Origin of the sequence: Arthrobacter sp. L77 (assembly GCF_000816565.1) — a bacterium.
Taxonomy (GTDB): domain Bacteria; phylum Actinomycetota; class Actinomycetes; order Actinomycetales; family Micrococcaceae; genus Arthrobacter_D; species Arthrobacter_D antioxidans.
Map to the genome: position 1 here is coordinate 46,151 of NZ_JWSU01000008.1, position 21,433 is coordinate 67,583.

7 protein-coding genes are annotated in these 21,433 nt (G+C 67.9%); 4 read left to right on the forward strand and 3 right to left on the reverse strand.

Going from position 1 to position 21,433, the window contains the following annotated elements:
* Nucleotides 1-47: 47 nt before the first annotated feature.
* From glmU to RY94_RS15200, 4 genes are all read left to right on the forward strand, one after another.
* Nucleotides 48-1,571, forward strand: a complete 1,524-nt coding sequence (gene glmU / locus RY94_RS15185; protein ID WP_052274471.1) for a bifunctional UDP-N-acetylglucosamine diphosphorylase/glucosamine-1-phosphate N-acetyltransferase GlmU — start codon at nt 48-50, stop codon at nt 1,569-1,571.
* Nucleotides 1,568-2,548, forward strand: a complete 981-nt coding sequence (locus RY94_RS15190) for a ribose-phosphate diphosphokinase (RefSeq protein WP_043447171.1) — start codon at nt 1,568-1,570, stop codon at nt 2,546-2,548. Before glmU ends, RY94_RS15190 begins: the two co-directional genes overlap by 4 nt.
* A gap of 196 nt (nt 2,549-2,744) precedes the next feature.
* Nucleotides 2,745-5,438 (forward strand): LuxR C-terminal-related transcriptional regulator, encoded by a 2,694-nt coding sequence (locus tag RY94_RS15195; protein ID WP_043447173.1) that lies wholly within the window; start codon nt 2,745-2,747, stop codon nt 5,436-5,438.
* Nucleotides 5,439-5,470: 32 nt separating this feature from the next.
* The gene (locus RY94_RS15200; RefSeq protein ID WP_043447175.1) at nt 5,471-8,134 is read left to right on the forward strand and encodes a LuxR C-terminal-related transcriptional regulator; all 2,664 of its coding nucleotides are present in this window, start codon (nt 5,471-5,473) and stop codon (nt 8,132-8,134) included.
* Between the two features lie 388 nt (nt 8,135-8,522).
* On the opposite strand, the gene RY94_RS15205 is transcribed toward RY94_RS15200, so the two are convergent.
* The 3 genes from RY94_RS15205 to RY94_RS18015 form a co-directional block, all read right to left on the reverse strand.
* The gene (locus tag RY94_RS15205; protein WP_156135210.1) at nt 8,523-9,014 is read right to left on the reverse strand and encodes a hypothetical protein; all 492 of its coding nucleotides are present in this window, start codon (nt 9,012-9,014) and stop codon (nt 8,523-8,525) included.
* 102 nt (nt 9,015-9,116) lie between these two features.
* Complete coding sequence (locus RY94_RS15210; RefSeq protein WP_082046420.1) at nt 9,117-19,388, reverse strand: malectin domain-containing carbohydrate-binding protein; 10,272 nt, start codon at nt 19,386-19,388, stop codon at nt 9,117-9,119.
* Between the two features lie 825 nt (nt 19,389-20,213).
* Nucleotides 20,214-21,329: a hypothetical protein gene (locus tag RY94_RS18015; protein WP_197060694.1), complete on the reverse strand. Its 1,116-nt coding sequence runs from the start codon at nt 21,327-21,329 to the stop codon at nt 20,214-20,216.
* Nucleotides 21,330-21,433: the final 104 nt, after the last annotated feature.

Consider the following 21,433-nt stretch of genomic DNA (forward strand, 5'->3'; position numbering starts at 1 on the left):
CCCGCCCGCCGCACACGCCGGTCACCTACAGGTAGGAGCGCTTCTTCGTGAGCAACCAGGACGAAACCACGCACCTCGGGGACGGCGACGTCCCGGCAGCCGTCATCGTCCTCGCCGCCGGCGCGGGCACCCGCATGAAGTCGCGGACCCCCAAGATCCTGCACCCCATCGGCGGGATCTCCATGATCGGCCACGCGCTGCGGGCCGCGCGCGCCATCGGGCCGCGGGAGCTCGCCGTCGTCGTCCGCCATGAGCGGGACCGCGTGGCGGAGCACGTGGGCAGCGTGGATCCCGAGGCCGTCCTGATCGACCAGGACGAGCTGCCGGGCACCGGGCGCGCCGTCCAGGTGGCGCTCGAGGGCCTCGACGCCCGCACCGGGAGCCCGCTGAGCGGCACCGTCGTGGTCACCTACGGCGACGTCCCGCTGCTCACGTCCGAGACCCTGCAGGAGCTCGTGGCCGTCCACCACGGCGAGGCCAACGCCGTCTCCGTCCTCACCGCGGTCCTCGAGGACCCCACCGGCTACGGGCGCATCCAGCGCCACGAGGACGGCACCGTCCTCGCGATCGTGGAGCACAAGGATGCCTCGCCCGAGCAGCGGGCCATCCGCGAGGTCAACTCCGGCATCTACGCCTTCGACGCCGACGTCCTGCGGCGGGCCCTGACGCAGGTCGATGCGTCGAACGCGCAGGGCGAGATGTACCTGACGGACGTCCTCGCCATCGCGCGGGCCGACGGCGGCCGCGTCGCCGCCGTGGTGCAGGAGGACCGCTGGCAGGTCGAGGGCGCCAATGACCGTGTGCAGCTCGCCGCGCTCGGCGCCGAACTCAACCGCCGCGTCGTCGGACGGTGGATGCTGGCCGGGGTCACGGTCGTGGACCCGGCCACCACCTGGATCGATTCCACCGTGGTCCTCGAGGAGGACGTCACCATCCTGCCCGGCACGCAGCTCCACGGGGAGACCTCCGTGGCACGCGACGCCGTGGTGGGCCCGGACACCACGCTGACCGATGTCGTCGTCGGCGAGGGCTCGCAGGTGGTGCGCACGCACGGCAGCGGCGCGCGCATCGGCGCCGGCGCGAGCGTGGGCCCCTTCACCTACCTGCGCCCCGGCACGGTCCTGGGTGAGGACGGGAAGATCGGGGCGTTCTACGAGACGAAGAACGTGACGATCGGCCGCGGCTCCAAGCTGTCCCACCTCGGGTACGCCGGTGACGCCGAGATCGGCGAGTACACGAATATCGGCTGCGGCAACATCACCGCCAACTACGACGGCGTGAACAAGCACCGCACGGTGATCGGCTCCCACGTCCGCACCAGCTCCAACACGGTCTTCGTGGCCCCGGTGAGCGTGGGTGACGGCGCCTACACCGGTGCCGGCGCCGTGGTCCGCCAGGACATCCCGTCGGGCTCCCTCGCCGTGAACGTCGCACCCCAGCGCAACATCGCCGACTGGGTGGCCAAGAAGCGGCCCGGCACCGCCTCCGCCGATGCCGCGGGCGCCGCCGGCACGCCGCCCACAGAACCCCCCACGAGTACCCCCACCGAAGAGAAGAGCACTCAGGCATGAGCGAGATCACCGCACACGGCGAGAAGAAGCTGGTCCTGGCCTCGGGGCGCGCGCACCCGGAGCTGGCGGAGGAGATCGCTTCCTGGCTGGGCACCGAGCTGCTGCCGGTCTCGGCCTACGACTTCGCCAACGGCGAGATCTACGTGCGGTCGGGGGAGAGTGTCCGCGGCACGGACGTCTTCGTGATCCAGGCACACCCGGCCCCCCTGAACAACTGGCTGATGGAACAGCTCATCATGATCGACTCCCTGAAGCGGGCCTCGGCCAAGCGCATCACCGTGGTCTCACCGTTCTACCCCTACGCCCGCCAGGACAAGAAGGGCAGGGGGCGCGAGCCCATCTCGGCCCGCCTCGTCGCGGACCTCTACAAGACGGCCGGCGCCAACCGGCTCATGTCCGTGGACCTGCACACCTCCCAGATCCAGGGCTTCTTCGACGGCCCCGTGGACCACCTCATGGCCATCCCGCTGCTGGCGGACTACATCCGCTCGCGCGTCGACGCCGACAACGTCACCGTCGTCTCCCCGGACACCGGCCGGGTCCGCGTGGCCGAGCAGTGGGCGGAGCGCCTCGGCGGCGCCCCCCTCGCCTTCGTGCACAAGAGCCGCGACCTCACCGTCCCCAACCAGGCCGTCTCCAAGCAGGTCGTGGGCCAGGTGGAGGGCCGCACCTGCGTGCTCATCGACGACATGATCGACACCGGCGGCACCATCTCCGGCGCCGTGCAGGTGCTCAAGAACGCCGGCGCCAAGGATGTCATCATCGCCGCCACGCATGCGGTGTTCTCGGAGCCGGCGTCACGCCGGCTCGCCGAATCCGGTGCCCGCGAGGTCGTGGTCACCAACACGCTGCCCATCCCCTCGGAGAAGCGGTTCCCGCAGTTGACGGTGCTGTCCATCGCCCCGCTGATCGCCCGGGCCATCCGCGAGGTGTTCGACGACGGCTCGGTCACCAGCCTGTTCGACGGTAACGCCTGAGCGGAAGCCGCGGTCGACAGGCAATTACTTGATACAGCAAGTAGTTTTTTGACCGATTTGAGGTAGTCGCACGGTAGTTCGTGGGTTAACAATCGAGTAGGTGGAGTGCAACTCCCGTAAGTGCTACTCGTGTAGCCCGTCGTGACTCTACTTAGGCTCGGAGGCGAACGACCCCTCGAACCTAGGATGTGGTCCTATGGCTGCGAACGGCCAGGGCGTGTCAGTTGCTCGCTCCATCCCGCCCGAGAGCCCCGGTCTGACACCTGCTCCGGACGAGGCCCCCTCCTTCGTGGGGCGCGCGGACATCCTCGCGGCGGTCGAGGAGGCCCTGACCGCCCCGGGATCGGTCGGCGCCGTGCTCGTGGGGGAGGCCGGCGTCGGCAAGACCGCCGTGGTGCAGCAGGTGCTCTCCTCCAGCGCGACGGCCCTGTACGTCCTCCGCATCCGGGGGGCCCGGGGCTTCCGGGACCAGGCCTACCGCCCCGTCAACTTCCTCCTCACGGAGCTCGAGGCGGACGTCGTCGAGCATCCCGTGATGGTGCTCCGCGCCGTGGCGGACTTCCTGAACCAGCAGGCGCGCGGGCGCCGCGTGGTCCTCGCCGTGGACAACGTCGAGTACCTCGATGCGTCCTCGGCGGCCCTGATCGGGCAGCTCGTGCTCGGCGGGACCGCCAGTGTGCTGCTGACGGCGCAGGACTTCGCCGCGGCGGACCCCCAGTTCGCGGGCCTCTGGCGGGACGGTTCCCTGCGCCGGCTGGATCTCGCGCCGTTCGACGCCCTGGAGGCGCGGGCGTTCGCGGCGGCCGAGCTGCACGGGGTGGTGAGCGCCGAGGCCGCGGCGCTGCTGTACCGCATGAGCGGTGGCAACGCGCGCTTCCTCCAGGCCTCGATCCGGGCGGTCCGCGGGCGCAGCGTGGTGCGGCACGGGGAGACCTGGGTGCTCCTGCCCGGCAGCATCCCCGTCCCCACGGAGATCGCCGAGGCGGTCCAGCTCATCCTCGAGGAACTGACTCCCGGGCAGCAGGAGATCGCCCACGTCGTCGCACTGGCCGGGTGTCTGCCCCTCACCGTCACGCAGTCCATCACCGGCAGCGCGGACCTGGATGCACTCCAGACCGCCGGCCTGCTCGCGGTGAGGCACGGCGAGCAGGAGTGCGTCGAGTTCCGGGACACCGTGATCGGCACGGGCACGGCTGCGTCCCTGTCGGCCCTGCGCGCCGGCGAGCTCTACGAGAAGTGGGTCGAGGGCTCCGTGCTCGGTGACCTGCTCGATCCTGAGCGACATACCCAGTGGCTGCTGAAGTGCCAGCGGCCGGTCCCGGCAGGGCTCTCGCTCGCCGCCGCGCGCTCGGCGAAGCGCGCCGGCAGGTACGGCACCGCCGTCGAGTACGCCGAGCTCGGCGATGCCTACCGCTCCTCGGCGGCCGCCGCCGTCGAGCGCCTCCGCGCCCTCACCTTCACCGGACGCTTCCAGGACGCCGGCAACGCGCTGCTGCTCGCCGCTCCGCTGCTCGACGACGCGCCGGCAGCGGAGGCCGTGCCGCTGCTCCTCGCCGGCGTCTTCCTGCGCCACCGCCTCGGGCTGGGCGGGGTGGACGAGGCACTCGACGACGCCGGGGAGCGGCTGGAGTCCGACGCCGCCGTCGACCCGGAGGAGCGCGCCCGGCTCCGCGCCGACATCGTGATCGCCCGTGCGGAGGTCGCCTCACTGCAGGGCCGGTTCATCGAGGCGCGGGATCTGGTGCTGTCCCTCCGCTCGGGCGGCGTCCCGCTGGGCCGGGACCAGGGCATCGCCGCCGACGTCCTGCTGGCCGAGGCGTGGGCCATGCTGGAGGACCAGCTGGACGCGCTCCAACTCGCCGATTCCCTCGCGGACCGCCTGCAGGAGCCCGACGTCGCCTCCCGCACCCGGGAACTCTCCTACCTGCGCCTGATCGCCATCTACAGCGCCACCGGCTCCTGGGAGCAGGGCTCCCGCAAGCTCCGCCTCGCGGAGGGCGACAGCGGGACGGTGCTCCACAGTTCGGCCGTGCAGGTGGCCCTGGGACTCGTCCGTGGCCGGTACGGGACGCCGGAGGACGCCCTGGCGGTCCTGGCACCGGCGTTCGATCAGCTGCGGGTCGGCGACCCGCAGCGCGTGCTGCCCCTTGCCGCCACGGCCATCGCCTACTGCCATGCCATGAGCGACAACATCAAGGCTGCGATCCCACTCCTGGTGCACGCGGAGCCGACGGCGGGTGATCCCTGGCTGGTGCGCCGGGTCGCGTCCCAGCTGCAGCTGCTCAGCGTGGGGCTGCGCGAGGCGAAGCCGGACGCCGCGCGGCAGCTGCAGGCCATGGGGCGCAGCGACAGGGAACGCGGCGCATCCCTGTTCGCGCTGTCCGCGTTCACGAGTGCGGTGCGGCTCGGCAGCACCGGGTCCCTGACGGAGCTCTCCGAGGTCGCCGCCCGCGTACAGGGACCCTACGCCCACCTGTGCGAGACGTTCGCGAAGGGCGTGAGCCACCGTGATGCAGAGGTGCTCCTGCAGGCCATGGATCTCGCCGCCGCGGGCGGCGACCAGAACTTCGGGCGGGATGCCGCCCGCTCCGCCCTCCACGCTGCGCGGGCGCTGGGGGACAAGTCGACGGTGCGCGAGGTCCAGCATCGGGCCCGGCGCGTCCTGGCGGATCTCGACGCCGGCGGGCCCACCTCCCAGCTCGACTGCCTCACCCCGCGGGAGGCGGAGATCGCCCAGCTGGCGGTGAGCGGCCTCATGAACCGGGAGATCGCCGAGGCCATGTGCGTGTCCGTGCGGACCATCGAGGGGCACCTGTACCAGATCTACTCCAAACTGCACGTGTCCTCCCGCTCCCAGCTCGCAGAGCTGTTCCCGGCACCGCTCGGATGACCGTCGACGGCGGGCGGGTCCCTCTGGTAGGGGTGCAAGGCCCCATCGACGCGATCACCCAGACGCTGTCCCACCCCAATCTGCACGGGGCACTCGTGGTGGGCGAGTTCGGGACGGGCAAGAGCGCGATCGCGCGGCGGCTCGTGACCACCGGGGACCCGCTGCAGACGCGGTTCTTCCTCGTCCGGGCCACGGAGACCCTCGCGCAGGTCCCGTACGGAGCGCTCGGCCCGTACCTCTCCCACGCCACACCCCAGGCCCTGGATTCCTCCCTCTCCGCGCTCCGCGCCCTCGTGGCCTACTTCCGGGCGGCGTCCGAAGGCCGGAACGCGGTCGTGGTGGTCGACGACGCCCAGTACCTCGATGACGACAGCAGCCACATCCTCACCCAGCTGGTGATCTCCCGCGTCATCAAGGTGGTGCTCTTCTCCGACGGCCTGCCGCCGCGGGCCGGGGACCTCTTCTCCCTCTACACGGACGGTTTCATCAGCAGGGTGGACCTTCCCGGCCTCGCCGATGCGGACGCCCTCGCACTGTGTGAGGCGATCCAGGGCGGGCGGCTGTCCCAGGGGGCAGGCCACTACCTCGCCCGGCAGAGCGCCGGGAACCCCCTGATGCTGCGCGCGCTGCTGGACCACGCCGCCGCCACCGGCGAGCTCGTGGAGCACGACGGCGTGTGGTGCCTCTCCGGCCGGTTCCACCCTCCCGCCCCGCCCCTGATGGACCTCGCGAAGACCCTGCTGCAGGAGCTCACGGAGCAGGAGCGCACCGCCTACGAGGTGGTGGCCCTCAGCGGCGGCCTCCCGCAGGCGCGCCTGGCGGCGATCGAGGAGGACGCCGTGGCCCAGCAGCTCGTGCGCCGCGGACTCCTGCGCACCATCGGCTCGTCCACCAGTGCGTTCAGGGTGGCCCACCCGATGATGGCCCGCGTCGTCAGGGCGCTGGTCCCCGCCGGGCGCAGCGCGGACCTGCGCCGCCGCGTGTTCGACGACGAGGTGGTGCCGCCGGCCGTGGACGAAGGCATGATCGACTACCTCGACTGGGCCCTCGACTGCGGTGCGGCGGTGTCGCCGGCCGTCCTGCTGGCGGCGGCCCGCACCGCGGCGCACGTCTCCAGCCCGGAGTCCGCCCTGCGGTTCGCGAGAGCCGCGCGGGCGGCGGGGGAGGAGCCCGCCGGAGTGGTCGAGGAAGCGCGGGTGCGGCTCGGCCTCGGAGAGTACGCGGTCGCCGTCGAACTGCTCGACCAGGTCCTGGCGGACACGACCCGGCCCGTCACCGCCGCCGATGCCGCCGTGCTGAAGGCACTGGCTTGCGTGCAGCGGGGGGAGGACCCGAGCCGCATCCATGCGATCGCCGACACGTGTGCGGAGCGGCTGGCTGCGGTGGAGGGGAATGCGCCGGCGGAGGAGCCGGACCAGACCGGGCAGGCCGGGCACGCACTGGGGCTGCTCCATCTGCTCGGGTGGATCCTCGAGGGCGAGTTCCGGACCGCCCGCGCCGAGGCGGACGCCCTCGATGCCGTACTCGCCCCTCCGGGAACGGAATCCGGGTCCTCGTTGCCGGTCCTCCTGCTGCTCTTCCGCGGTGAGACCGACGCGGCGCTCGGCCAGTGCGACACGGCGCTGGCGGGCATCCGGGCAGCCGTCGATGCCGTGGACCGGTCCCGCGGAGACCTCGAGCACCTGCGTCCGCGCGTCGTCGGGCGGTACGTCAGCGCACTGATCCACGCCGGTGAGTTCGCCACCGCCCGGGAGGCGCTCGAGGAGTACCGGCAGCGGCCCGTGGTGAGCTTCGAGTACGTCGGCGGCCCGCTGGCGGCGCTCGAGGCCGTCCTCGAGGCGCGCCGTGGGAAGTTCCGTGCCGCACTGCACCTCCTCGAGCCGGCTCTCGCGTCCCTCCGGCAGGTGGACTCCGAGATGCTGCTGCCCTACGCGCTCGGCGTCGCAGCCTGGGCCGCACACTCCCTGGGGGAGTACGGAACAGCCTCGGCCTTCGAGAAGGAGTTCGCCGGGGTGGCGCCGATCGGCAGCCGCCCGCTGCTCCTCCTCGCGCGGGCGTTCCTCGCCGCGGCCGGCACGGGCGGGCCCGACGGCACGGGAGACCTCAGCGGGCTCCGGGCACTGGCCGAGGCCGCGCGGGACGCCTCCTTCCTCTCGTGCGAGAAGGACATCCTGGAACTCCTGACGGTCCTCGGGGACACGGAACGGACCTGGCGTCTCGCCGAGCTCGCCGACCAGTTCGAGGGCTCGGAGGCACAGGTGCTCTCCGGCTACGCGCATGCCATGGTGGACCACGATGCCAACGCCCTGCTCGCGGCCGCGGACCGTGCGGAGGGTCTGCAGAAGATCCCGCTCGCGGCGGAGGCCTCGGCGAGGGCGATGCGCCTGTTCGAGAAGGAGGGCGACGGCAGGGCGCGGCGCATGGCGTTGCGTACCGTGCGCCACCGGCAGTCGCTGCTCGAGGGCGTGCTCACGCACGACGACGGGGATCCTCGCGGATCCCATGAGCTGACGGCCAGGGAACGCGAGATCGCGAGGCTCGCCGCGAATGGAGCCTCGAACCGTGCCATCGCGGAGACGCTCGTCCTGTCGACGCGGACCGTGGAGGGCCACCTCTACCGTATCTACGGGAAGCTCGGCATCACCACGCGCGAGGAGCTCGAGGGCGAGATGCGGGCGTACGACGACGAGCATTGACCCGTGCCGTGGACCCCACGTAGGCAGACGGGTGGAAGCGAGTAGTCCGAAAAGACGGGCTACGTAGTCGGCCGGAAAAACTGGAGTGGTGCGTACTGGTGAGTGGTTCCGGTGACCTGCGTAGGGTTGCATTTGTTGAACCGATGAAGCTTCAACTGCAGGGCTTCGGCCCTTACCCGTATGAAGAGCGGGTCCCGGATCGGGGCCAGCGGCAAAGGAGTCTTCCTGAGACCAAGACTCCGTCCCCAGCTGCCGCTGGCCTCTTCCTGTTTAACCAGTGGTACTCACCCGCGAGGGCGACCACTTCCTATCTGAAACGGCGGACAGCGGAAAGCCGGGCCGGAGCGACTGCTCCGGCCCGGCTTTCCGCTGTCCGATGGTGCGGGGTCTACGCCTCGGCGGCTCGGCGGCGCGTCACCACGATGGTGCCGGCGCCCAGGCCGAGACCAACGATGCCGGAGGCGCCCCAGAGGATCACCGCCGAGTCGAGGCCGGTGGTGGCCGGCCCACCCGATGCGGAGGCGTCGGTGGTCCCGGTGGCGCCTCCGGCAGCACTGACGGAGTCGACGACCACGCGGGAGCTGACGACAGGGGAGCGGTCCAGCGCAGCAGCGGTCAGGGTATAGACGCCGTCCTGGGTGAGCTCTACGTCGTAGCAGACGTCGCCGTCGGCGTCCCTGTCACTGTCGGCGTCGATGGCCTCGTCGAGGACGGTCCGGTCGAGCACGACCAGGCCGCTACGGGTCGAGGTGCCATCGCTGACGCTGATGGTCTTGCCGTTGACGTAGGAATCGGTGGGGGGAGCGGCCTGCGCTGCGCCGGCGCCGAGGAGTGCAACGGTTCCGACAACGGCCAGGACTGAGGCGGTTCTGTTCATCATGAGGGTCCCCATAAACGTGATCGAGACGAGAAAGAACGTGACGTGACCGGGCCTTCCCTGTCCGAACGCTGACGCTCGGACAGGGAAGGCCCGGACTCCTGGCTAGGGGTTGCGGATCACCTCGATCGCGGAGATCTTCGGCTGATCGACCGTGGACGCGAGGTCGATGTCGAGGTTCCCGTCCGTGACACCGAGGGTCTGGCTCACGATGTGGGCCGTCATGGGGCTGACCACCGCGTTGAGGTCGAGGTTGCTGACCTCCTGCGGTCCCCCCTCGAGGTTGACGCCGAAGACACGCTTGCCGGTTCCGCCGGCTCCACCGCCGGTTGCACCGTGGTAGATCTCCGCGAAGTGCAGCCTGACCGTGTAGTTCCCCGCAGGCACCGGGATGTTGTACCCGAACGTTCCCGGGCCGGTGGTTGCGCTGCGCTCGGAGAAGTAGAGCGCATCACTGTCGGTTCCCGCGATCTGCGCGACCGCCGGGTTGGTGTAGGCCTTGCCGCCCGCGAAATACGTGTCGGCCAGCCAGTTCACGCCGCCGGTCGTCACCGCACCGCCGCCCGCGTTGATGCGGATGGCTTGACCCGCCGAGGCGGGGATGGCCGCGCTGGCCGTGGCGGACACGGGGGAGGTGTTCCCCGATGCGTCCACCGCCTGCACCCGGTAGAAGGCCTGGGCAGCGAACGGGAGGTTCGTGTCCGTCATCTTCAGTCCACGGACGGGCGTGTTCCCACTGATGCGGGTCCACGGTCCCGCCGCGGAGGTCGCGCGCTCGACGTAGTAGCCGGCAAGGTCCGCTTCCGGTCCTGCCGCCCAGGCGACGTCGATCGCGGACCCGGACGCGGCCGCGGTGACGCCCGTGACCATGCTCGGCGCAGCGGTGTCGGACGAGGCGACCGGGACCATGTTCGTGACGAGGTACATGTTGTCCTGGAAGTCACAGTTCGTCGGTCCCGTACCGCACTGGTTCGGTGAACTGATGTAGTCGTGACCCACGATCCACGCCCCCGGAACGATCTTCCTGTCCCGGTCCCTGACCGGCCAGGTCTTGACGGCCATGTAGTTGGGGTTGTTGGTGGACTGCCCTGATACGACGATCCCGATGTTCCCGGTGGGGTTCGTCGCGAGCTGCGTGGGTCCCGTCAACGCGTTGTTCAGGGGAAGCAGTGACTGCCCGTACGCCGCGTTGTGCGTCGCCGTCGTCCCGTTGATGTTGACCGTCTCGATTTGTGTACAGCAACCGTGGAAGGCCGCGATCTGCCGGGCCGTGACCGGGATGGAAGAGTCGAGCCGCTTCCACTGCAGGGACCGGACTTCCTCCCCGTTCAGGGCAGAGGCGCGCATCTCGTCGCCGTTGGAGGGGCTGCCGAGGTCCGTGGTCCAGCCGAAGGCCTGGGCGATCTCATTGACGGAGAGCTCGCTGCCGCCTTCCGGCTGCGTCATGTAGGCGCCCCGAAGCTGCACCGGTGTCAGCGCCGCGGAGGGGTCGCTCGACCTGACGTTCAGCTGTGCGACCCTGACACCCCTGCCGCCGGATGCCGCGGTGAACTTCACCGTGACGGGGACCGAGGCGTTGGGCTGGACCGTGAACGGCAGTTCGGGTGCGTCGATCACCGTGAACTGCCCGGCGTTGGGCCCGCCGAGGGAAAGCTCGGTGATGCGGAGACCCTTGCTGCCGGTGTTGGACAGCGTCACCGTGGCCTCGTCCACGACCTTGTGGGTCGAGACGCCGCCGTTGATGCGGTGCATTACCAGCCAGTCCTCCGACAGGCCGGGGATGGGAGCCCCACCCTGCCGCGTGGCCTGCTCGTTCCGGAGAGTCAGTGTCCCCCCGATGTCGAGGACCTCGAACTGGACGGTCCTGGTGGTGGACGCCCCGGTGGTGTCCGTGGCGGTCACCTCGAGCACGTAGTCGCCGGCCGCGTCGAAGACGAACGGTGCCGTGTATGCCACGGGGTCCGCTCCGTTCACCGAGTAGGTGAGCGATTCGATCGTCGTCCCGGTCGGCGCCGAGGCTGCAAGGGACACGTTGGCCGTTCCGCCGCTGAAGCTGGAGCCGACCTCCGTCCCGTTGACCGTGACGGCGACCGATGGGGCGGTGAGGGCCTTGCCCGCGATCGTGATCCAGTTGATCTTGGTGTTGGTCCCGGTGGGGACCACCGTGAGCTGTCCGTCGGTCACCGTCACCTGGGCAGTGCCCGTCTTGAACGGGGCGCTGCCGGTAGGAACGAAGGGATCGACCACCGGGGTGCCTTCGACCTCGATCGCGTGTGTCGAATCGAGGAAGCCTGCATCACCGACGGAGACGCTCACGGTGTAGGTTCCGTCAGCGACGTCCGCCACCCAGGTGCCGTCCGACAACCCGGTGACCGTCCCGCCCTGCATGATATTGAGCGTCTGGAGCAGCGGGTCGTTGGCCGGATAGGTGATCCCGGATGCCGCGGCCGTGCGGTACCGACCGCCGAGCACGCGGTCGGCGGGTTCTCCGCCGACCAGCCAGCCGAAGCCGGTGGCCGCGGAGTAGCCCAGCCCGTAGTCCTTGATCCATCCTGCCGGCGTAGGAGCGGCCTCCGTCTGGAAGTTGTACTTCACCTCGGTGGTCGCCGCCGGCGGACCGTCGAGGCCGTCTCCCTTGATGGAGATCCAGTTGATCTTGCTGTTGGTGCCCGTCGACGTCACGGTCAGCTTCCCATCCGCGACGGCTACATCCCGGGTCCCGGTCTGGAACGGGGTTGCTCCGGTCGGAACGAAGGAGTTGACCAGTGGCTGCCCTTCGACAGCGACCCCGTGGGTGGAATCCAGGAATCCGGAATCACCGACGGACAGGGCCACCTTGTACGTCCCGTTGGGCAGCTCGTACTCCCACACCCCGGTGCTGACGTTGGTCGCCGGCCCCATCAGTGTGGTCGTCTGCAGCAACGGGTTGTCGGCGGGGTAGTTGATGCCCGGCGTGGCCGTGGTGCGGTACCTCGCGGCACTGCTGCGGTCCGTCGGCGCCCCGTCGACGAGCCAGCCGAACTTGCGTTCGGCATCGAAGGCCATGCCCGTATCGGCGATCCATCCTGCCGGCGTCGGTGCGGCCGGAGTCTGGAAGTTCACCTTCACCTGGGCGCCGTCCGTGGGATCGTCTCCCGGCACCTCGGTGTCGGCCAGCGGGACGATGTCCAGGTAGTTGATCTTGCTGTTGGTGCCGCCATTGGCATCGACGGTCAGGAAACCGTCGGTGACGGCGACGTCAGCGGTCGCCGTGGCGTGGCGGCTGTTCGCGCCGGCCGCACCGGTCGGGACGAACCTGCTGATGACCGGCTGGTTCTCGAGGTTGATGGTGTGCGCCTCGAGATCGGAAGTGTTGACCGTCGAATCGCCTGCGGCGACGGTGACACGGTATTCACCGTCGGGCAGCGCGATCTCCCAGTAGGCATAGGTCGCGACGCCGTTGAAGGTTCCCGAGATATCACCGGACTGCATGTGCATCAGCGACTCGAGGCGCTGGTCCGTCTGCGCCGTGACCCGCGTCCGCCCGTTGCCCGGGGTGGTCCCGCCGGTCGAGATGTCCAGCGGGTTCTCCGTGGCCTGGCTCTTCCAGCCGTAGCTCAGTCCGGTGCCCTGATCGGACGCCGTCCGGGTGCCGAAGGCCTGCCCGTGGTCCCGCAGGTATCCGGCGGGCAGGGGCCCGGCGAGGTCGGAGAAGTTGACGCGGATCGCTTCCGTCGACGGCGGTGTCACTTCGCCTGCCGGCTTCACTCCCTGCACCAGGAACACGTAATCCTGGTAGTCACCGTTGGAAGCGTCCTCGAAGGCCACGATGTAGCTGTTGGCCATCGCCGCTCCGGAGCGGTCCTTCGCCGGGTAGACACGCGCCCGGTGGGCGATCCCGGTGTTGAGCCGGTCCTCGGTGAAGCCGACCCGCTGGAAGACGTTCGAGTAGAAGTAGAACCCGAACTGCTCGTCGCCGGGGTCGAAGCTGCTCGCCGATCCCGGGCTGGCGGGCGGAAGCAGCGACTGGTAGCCGTTGATGTCGATGGAGCCCACCTTGTTGCGCTCGCTCTCCGTCCCGTCGCCGGTGTACCACCCGAAGGGCAGGTCCTCGCGGGGGGCGTACTGCGCCAGGGGCTTCATGCTCACCGGCGCGCTGCCCGACTTCACGAACAGCGGTTCCAGGACCTCGTCACCCTTCGCCGCGGGGTCGACCCCGCCGGCGAGGTTGGTCCACCCGACGTCGACCTTGTAGCCGAGCGTGCCCAGGACGTCGGCGAAGGTGGGTTCGTTCCCGCCCTCGATGCCGTTCATGGACAGCCCGTACAGGCCGATCTCGAGCGTGGTGTCGCCGGCTGTGACCTCCAGCGTTGCACTTCGTTGCCCGACTGCGGATCCGGGCTTGAAGGCCACCTGCAGGGTGGTGCTGGCTCCGGCAGCAAGTGAGGTCGATCCACCGGTGATGGTGAATTCGCCGGCCTGCGCGCCCTGGACCGCCCGTGAGAGCGTCACGGCCTCAGGACCGGTGTTGGTGACCGTGAGTGCTTTGGTGCTGCTGGTGGTGTTCTTCACGGCCGAGAAGACGAGCTCTTCCGCGGAGGCATCCAGCGTGGCTGCCTGCTGGTCGGCAGGCACGCGCAGGAGGAACATCTTCTGTGCGCCACCGCTTCGGTCGTACTGGTTGACGTAGAGGTTGCCCGTTCCCGGATCCTCGACGACCTCCAGCGGATCGTTGAAGCCGTCCGCACCACTGATGGTGGTGTTGGGGACACCCGGTACGCCGGTGGGTACCTGCGCACCGAGGATCTCGCCGGTCGCGGGATCCGGCTGCAGGAAGATGAGGTCGTTGTTGTTGGAGAAGCGCGTGACCAGCAGGCGGCCCTTCAGCTGACCGCCGAAGGTGTCGCTCTGGTACTCGAGCGCCCCGTTCGGGGACTTGTTGAACTCGAAGTCGTAGGCGATTCCGCGGTAGTTCGGATCCGCCTTCACCCCGGAGGCGTACTTGCTGCCTCCCTGTCCTGGCGACTCCGGCAGGTTCGCCGGGTCGTTGCCCTCGTTCAGCACCCATTCGCAACGCTCGGGGTTGGGATGGCCGTAGTAGCCGCCCTCGACGACGTCGAACAGGAGGTCGCGCTGGGTCGGGTGGTTGGCGACTGCAGGAACCGATCCTCCGGTGTAGTTGCGTCGCTGGCACTGTGCGGTGACGTCCCGGCCGTTGACGGTGGAAGCACCCGGGATGCCCGGTGCTGCGACACGCGTGAACGTGCCGTCGGCGTTGGCCGTGACGCCCGGTGAGTTGCCGCCGCCTGCCGTGCCGTTGGTGGGGACGTACAGGTGTCCGTTGGAGTGCCAGACGAGGTCGTAGGCATTGCGGATGCCGGTCGCGTAGATCTTCAGCGGAGCGTTCGTGGCGTAGGGATTGTAGGATCCGCCGTCGGCCGTCTGCACGTTGATCGAGCCGGCACCGCTGGCCGCGGCCTGCACCTGCGGGTTCGCGGGGTCGAAGACCAGGGTCGCGGCGGTGAGAAGCTTCTCTCCGCGCTGACCCCAGGAGTTGTCGAGGTCACCTGCTGCCTGGTTGGAGCCCTGCTGGAAGTACAGACGTCCGTCCGGACCGTAGACCATGGAGTTGGTCAGGTGGTCCGACTGGGAGCGCGGGAGGCCTTCGAAGATCTTGGCCTCGTTCTGCAGGTTCGCGCCGGTGAGCCGGCTGATGCCGGAGATCCATTGCCCCTGCTCGTTGCCGACATTGGCGCTGGTGGAGGTGATCCACAGCTTCAGATCACTGGCTGTGGAGGACTTGTCGAAGACGAGGCCCACCATGGCCCGGCCCTGATAGCCGAGGTCCTCCTTGTTGGAGAGCGTCCCGTCGTCGTTCACGGTGAAGCGGAACAGGCCCTGGCCGATCGTTGCCCCGTACAGCTTGTCGTCGGGTCCGAAGGTGAAGGTCGACCAGTAGGTTCCCGCCCCGATGGGCAGTTCCACCTTCTCGAATCCGACGCCGCTGAGGGGTGTGAACTCCTCGGGTGTCTCGACCGTGCCGGCACCCGTGGTGAAGATGGAGGAGAAGGGCACGAACGGCGCACCGAAGTTGTCCTTCACCTCGTCCGTCACGACGAAGCGGTAGCTGGTGTTGGGCTTCAGGGGCGAATCCGGCTGGGTGGAGATGACGTCGTTGCCGCCGGAGGTCCCGGTGGACGACGGCACTTCCACGCCGGAGGCTGCCTCGTAGATGTGGACATTTCCCGGCAGCGTCTGAGGATCCACGCCCACGCCGGCGTACGGTACGCGGATGGTCGCGGAGACGCCGTCGTTGGGATCGTGCCCGGAGGCACGGTTGTCCGGCCGCATCGTGTCCACATGCGGTGCCTGCTCCAGGCCGAGGACCTCGACGTAGGCGATCTTCGTGTTCGTTCCGCCGGTCGCCGTGAGCGTGAGCGCGCCGTCCCACACACCGACGGTGGTGGTGGAGGTGCGGTACTCCGCGCCGGCCGTGGCCTGGAAGCTCTCGATGCCCAGCCCGGCCTCGATGTTGATGACGTGGTTGGAGTCGTAGACGTTCGATGCGCCAGGCTCGTCACCCACTGCGACCTCGACCTCGTAGAGGCCGTTCGGTACCGCGAGCTCCCAGACACCCTCGGTGTTGACACCGTTGGTCCCGTTCAAGTCGCCGTACTGCATGTGGAGGATGCTGTTGAGCCGTCCGTCGATGCCCGGGCGGGCGCGCTCCCGGCCGTTGCCGACCAGACTCACGGGGGTCCCGTCTTCGGAGAGCCACCCGTAGGAGAGCCCGGTTCCCTGGTTGGGGCTGGTCCGAAGTCCGTAGGACTGGCCCCAGTCGGCGAGGTAACCCGCAGCAGGAACGGCGTTGGTCGCGGTGAAGTCCACCTTCACGTCGGTGGTGTTGGGAACGGTCGGAACGGCGAACACCTCGTTCGAGACCTCCGACTCGTTGCCGGCGGTGTCGACCGCGGTCACCACGTAGAAGTAGGTGGTGCCATTGCTGACCGTGTCGTCCGTGTAGGCGGTGCCGCTCACCAGGGCTTCCCCGGAAACGGCGTCCTCCTCGCCGGTGTCCGCGACGACGGGCTGCAGCGAGCGGTAGACCCGGTAGCCGGCAGTGTCGGTGGACGCCGATGCCGTCCAGGTCAGTTCGACCGAGGCGTCACCGGCGACGGCCGCGAGTTCGAGCGGTGCGTCAGGTGCTTCGGTGTCCTCGACGGTGGCCACCACGGCCATCGCCTCGTTCGACACTTCGGACTCGTTGCCCGCTGCGTCCACCGCTGTGACCACGTAGTAGTAGGTCACATCGGGAGCTGCGCTGACATCCCGGTAGCCGGCACTCTCGACCAGGGGGGAGCCTGACAGCGGAGTCTCGGAGGCTTCTACTCCGGCCTCGGTTCCCCGGTAGACCCGGTAGCCGACCGTGTCCGTCGAGGCGCTGACCTCCCAGCTGAGGGCCACTGCGGAACCCTCAGCGGCGGCTACGAGCTGGCTCGGAGCTGCCGGAGCCTCAGTATCGGCGCCGAGGCGGGTGTAGGAGACGTCGGCGGAGGCTTTGCCGTATCCCTGGAAGTACTCCACTTCCACCACCGCGGACTCCGGCAGGAGCGCCGCAACGGTGTACGTCTCGGTAGCACTCTGACCGAACCACTTATCGAGGACCAGCTCGCCGTCCACCTTGATCCGAACACCGTCATCGGTGCGTGCCTTGAACTCGTAGGTCCCGGCGCCTTCGGCCACGGTCTTCGTCCACCGGATCGAGTAANCGTCCACCTTGATCCGAACACCGTCATCGGTGCGTGCCTTGAACTCGTAGGTCCCGGCGCCTTCGGCCACGGTCTTCGTCCACCGGATCGAGTAATCGTTCGAAGCGACGCCTTCCGGCCCTGCCCCGTCAGCAAACTCCTGATTGATATCGTCAGCGCACTCGATCTTCACCGGAGCACCACCGAGATCCTGGCCCAGGAAGAACTCAGCTTCCCACTGACCCACAGCACAACTCCCGGGCTCCGGCCCGCCTTCCGCCGGGACAGCTACCCTGACGGCCGGCGACGGGTCCGATGCAGAGCGTTCTTCGTTGACGGCGGTCACCACGTAGTAGTAGGTGGTGTCGGCAGCGGCACCCTCATCCGTGAACGTCACGCCCGATACCGGTGTGTTCCCGTTCAATGCGGGGCCGTCCACGGCGACCTCGGCCGTCGTGCCGCGGTACACGTTGTATCCGGCAGCGCCCTCGGACGCCGTCCACTCCAGTACCACGCCGGACGCGCCGGCCTCACCCTGAAGCCCGGCAGGAGCAGCAGGAACCGGGCTGGTCTCTGCGGGTACCTGAACCTCTACGGCCGAGGATGCCTCCGATGCGGCGCCGTCGTCGTTGACGGCGGTCACCACGTAGTAGTAGGTGGTATCGGCAGCGGCACTCTCGTCCGTGAACGTCACGCCCGATACCGGTGTGTTCCCGTTCAATGCGGGGCCGTCCACGGCGACCTCGGCCGTCGTGCCGCGGTACACGTTGTATCCGGCAGCGCCCTCGGACGCCGTCCACTCCAGTACCACGCCGGACGCGCCGGCCTCACCCTGAAGCGCGGCAGGAGCAGCGGGAACCGGTGCTTCCTGGGTCACGGAATAGATGTCGATGTAGGCGAGCTTGGTGTTGGAGCCGCCGATGGCGTCGATCGTCAGTTTGCCGTCGGTCACCTCGACGGTTCCCACGGCTTCGTCGAACTGTCGAGGAGCCGATCCGACGAATTCCTCGAGAACCACCGTTCCTTCGGCCCTGACCATGTGCTTGCTGTCGTATCCGTTGGTGACGCCGGCGCCAGTGTCGCCCGCTGCGGCGACGACGTTGTAGGTCCCGTTCGGCACGTCGTATTCCCAGACGCCCTTCTCGGCGGTGACCCCGGTCGTGGGTGATGCGGAAGCAATGTCCCCGTACTGCATGTGGATGATCGAGGAGAGCCTCGGATCGGGGTTTCCCGTCCGTGACCGCGTGTTCAGGGAGAAGTCGAACGGGGTGCGGTCGTCCTCGGTGATCCAGCCGGACCCGCGTGCCGCGTCATAAGCGGCGCCGGTGTCAGCCGAATAGTCGTCGGGCGCGTTGGCCGCCGACGGCTGGAAGTTGATCTTGTCCACGAGCGTGCCGGGCGGTGCCGGCGGTACGGCGGCCCCGGATTCTGCTGCCGCGGAGGTGTTTCCCGACGTGTCCACAGCGACAACCGAGTAGTGATAGGTGCCGCCGACGAAAGCCGATTCGTCGACGAAGGACGGATCGGTGATCAGTCCTGCGCCGGAAACCGGGGTTCCGGTCGTGGCCACCGGAGTGGTTCCGGAGCGGTAGACACGGTAGCCCGCGACGTCGGCGTCTGCCGGAGCAGCCCAGGTCAGCTCGACGGAATCGGGAGTTGCCCCTGCCGTCACGGCGCCGGGTGCCGCCGGCGCCGTGGCGTCCAGCTCGCTGACCGAGAAGTCCTGGAACGAATAGGTCAGGGGAGTTGTCGCGGCCATGTTGCGCTTGGTGGCGAAGAGGCCCCCGAATGAATCGACGTTCGGGACGTCGGCGGAAAGCAGAGTTCCGTCGAAGAAGTTGGTGGGCAGCGGCAGGGTGCCGAGGGACGTCACCGCTCCAGCGCCGATCTTGTAGCTCGCGATGGCGCTCTTGGTGACGCTGTTGACATCGAGGATCAGCTGCACGTCCTGGTCGCCGAGTGCGGCCTTCGAGATGTCGAGGTTGCGCTGATCGCCGTTGACAGCCTGATTCGTCACTCCGGCCACTTCACGCGACAGCTGGATCTGGCGCCCCGTATCCGAGGGAGAAGCCAGGACGAGCTTCACGTAGTCGTCATCGGTCGGCCCGAACCAGATGCCGGCCTGCGCGGAGGACGTGGAGGTCGACGGGCTCTTCAGCGTCGTGGTGAAGCGCAGGACGTTGTCACTGGCGGTGAGTCCCACTCCGAGTGTGTTGTCCTGCTTGTTCTTGTCGATGTCGCTGGCAGCGGTGCCGTTCTTGAGATAGGCGATCCCCTTGGTCGCAGCAATATTCAGGCTGCCGTTGGCGACCTGAATATTCTGGGGGACGTAATAGGTCGGGTCCGAGGACGAGGGTTGGACCATGGTGAACCCGGTTCCCACGTCCCCGGCGGCGTTCAGCCCGCCGGCATCGTCGTCGAAGGTGAGCTGCAGATCGTTGCCCGACGCCGCCACCTCCACAGGTTCGAGGGGCGAGTAGGGCGTCGTTGCCCAATCCGCCGTATCTGCTGGAACCTCAGCTATGGGTATTGCGATAGCTGGAGTAGCCATGAGCAAGGAGGCTATGAGGGCGCTGGCGGTGGCTGCCGCCGCCGACCGCTGAATCACCTTCTGTGGACTGCTTCCCGTGGTATTTGATCGACGTGCCATTGTGCGCCCTATCCCCTGTTGAGGACGTTCCGCGCGCGCTGGAGATACGCGTGGGTCCTCGAATTGAGTGACTTACCCGGGCGGACAGCCCGAGCGCGAAAGCCCAAGCAGTGAAAAGGGCGCGAATTCGGAGGAGCATCGACCGAATTAGATCCCCAGCAGCTGTAGACCTTCTTTCCACAAGGTAGATATTGCCTAGGCAACCAACACGAGTAGCAGCTACCTACGTTTTCGTACTCGCTACCTACTTGCCCGCGTGGACGCTGCGGTGCCCTCGTCACGACCGTTCACACGCTGCCTGAGCATAGGAATCCACGCGGATCGGCGTACTGCGCTCCTGCTCGTTGCCGAGACGACTCGCGACCGAGCTTCGACAGGTCGGAGCACGCGACCGGGAGTGCTGGAGTGACGCGGGACGTCCTGGACCTCCCGGACTTGTGGCCCGGAGGACGTGGGCGTCCGCGACGAACTCGGGCGTCCGCGACGGACGAGCGCCAAGTCCACGTCATACCCCCGTAGGGTTCGCCGTGATGCCATGAGCGTCGCCCGGGACGGCGGTGAACCTGCAAACGATAATGTGCCCCGCAATCGGCGAGGTGTGCCACCAATCGTGCGTGCCACGTCGACGTCACGGCGGCAGGGTGTGTCTCCGCCGGCGGCCATGCCGAAGGAACCCAGTACACCCGCTATCGGTTACCTACTCGGATCGGGAATCTACCCTCCGACTCTTGCTCGGTCAGCCGCGTAGCATCACGCGAACGCAGCTGATCCCCGATACGAGCGCCCAGCAGGATCCAGAGTTGCACACGGCAATAAATTGATTCTCTACTGACGAGCGTGACGAAAGGCAACAAAGCAATGGATGCAGGCGTGCGCAACCGAAGTAAGGGCAAAGGCGAGGATCAACGCTGACAATCCTCCGATCAAGAACCCGCCAATCGGTAGCCCCACAGCGAGGATCAACTGCACAAAACCCACGACTATCAACAGATGATTCGACAAATGAGATCTATTGCTGATGTAGAACAAAGAACTGACGAAACTGGCCGAGACATAGATCGCGGCAGGAAGGGCGAACGCGCTCAGAGCCGCAAGGACACCACCTCCGAAAAGACCTTCGGTCGCCACAATCCACAGCGCGAGCCAAACAAATGCCCCGAATAGCAGCGCCACCGTCAATACATAGACGAATCTAGCCTTTTCGAAAAAATAACCCGCAGGTTGTGCCATGATTTTTGGCCTCAGCGGATTTAGCGCCAGTCGTACAGGGATGGCTGTGCTCGACATGCTCCGGTAGATCCCGAAGTTTACGGCCCCCAGGAAGGGGGACATCAGCAATGGCACCCCGATTGCCGTCGCATCGACCAGAACCGCGTCCGCACCAAGGGCCTTTATGGAAGAAGCATTGCCTCTTACCCACTCCCGTAGCGCTCGGCTCCTAGGCCTGGGGTGTTTCGATGCGAGTAGCGCGACGACACCACCGAGCGCCCATGATGCAGCAATGGATTGAAATGATCCCACAAAGTGGTCCAAAGCATAGAACGTGGCCACAGTGGTGACCAACCCGAAGATATCCGCTGGAGCCACATAGCGATGCTCGTCATTGGCGACGGAATAGTAGCGTGCTCCGAGGCGGCACAAGTTCGCGAAGACGGCAAGCCCTATCCAAACGCTTGACAGGCCGAACCCGAGTAGAGCCAGCCCGATGGAGATAGGGAGCGTCATGGTCGTTACCAAACTGACGAGCGCGCCGGAATACTGCCCCCATGATGAGATTATTCGCCGCTTCGTCGACCTCTGCCAGGCGTCGCACACGACCGCGTGTACAGCTGACACCCCGGCCGCGTACAGAACATAGGCGAGGGCGAATTTCCCGTACTCGGCCGGCGTCAAATAAAAAATCGCCAGTGCCTGCACTGATATGACGGAGGCTGCGTTCACAAGGATCGCCGAACCGTGTAGCCAACGATATTGCAATGAGCCGCCTTTCCCTGCGGACCTAGCATGCTTCCCGATCGAGGTGCCGCGAAGTGAATTATGCCTAC

Coding starts and splice junctions, on each gene's coding strand:
- RY94_RS15190 (WP_043447171.1), top strand. CDS start 1,568: ATGAGCGAGATCACCGCACACGGCGAGAAGAAGCTGGTCCTGGCCTCG.
- RY94_RS15195 (WP_043447173.1), top strand. CDS start 2,745: ATGGCTGCGAACGGCCAGGGCGTGTCAGTTGCTCGCTCCATCCCGCCC.
- RY94_RS15205 (WP_156135210.1), bottom strand. CDS start 9,014: ATGATGAACAGAACCGCCTCAGTCCTGGCCGTTGTCGGAACCGTTGCA.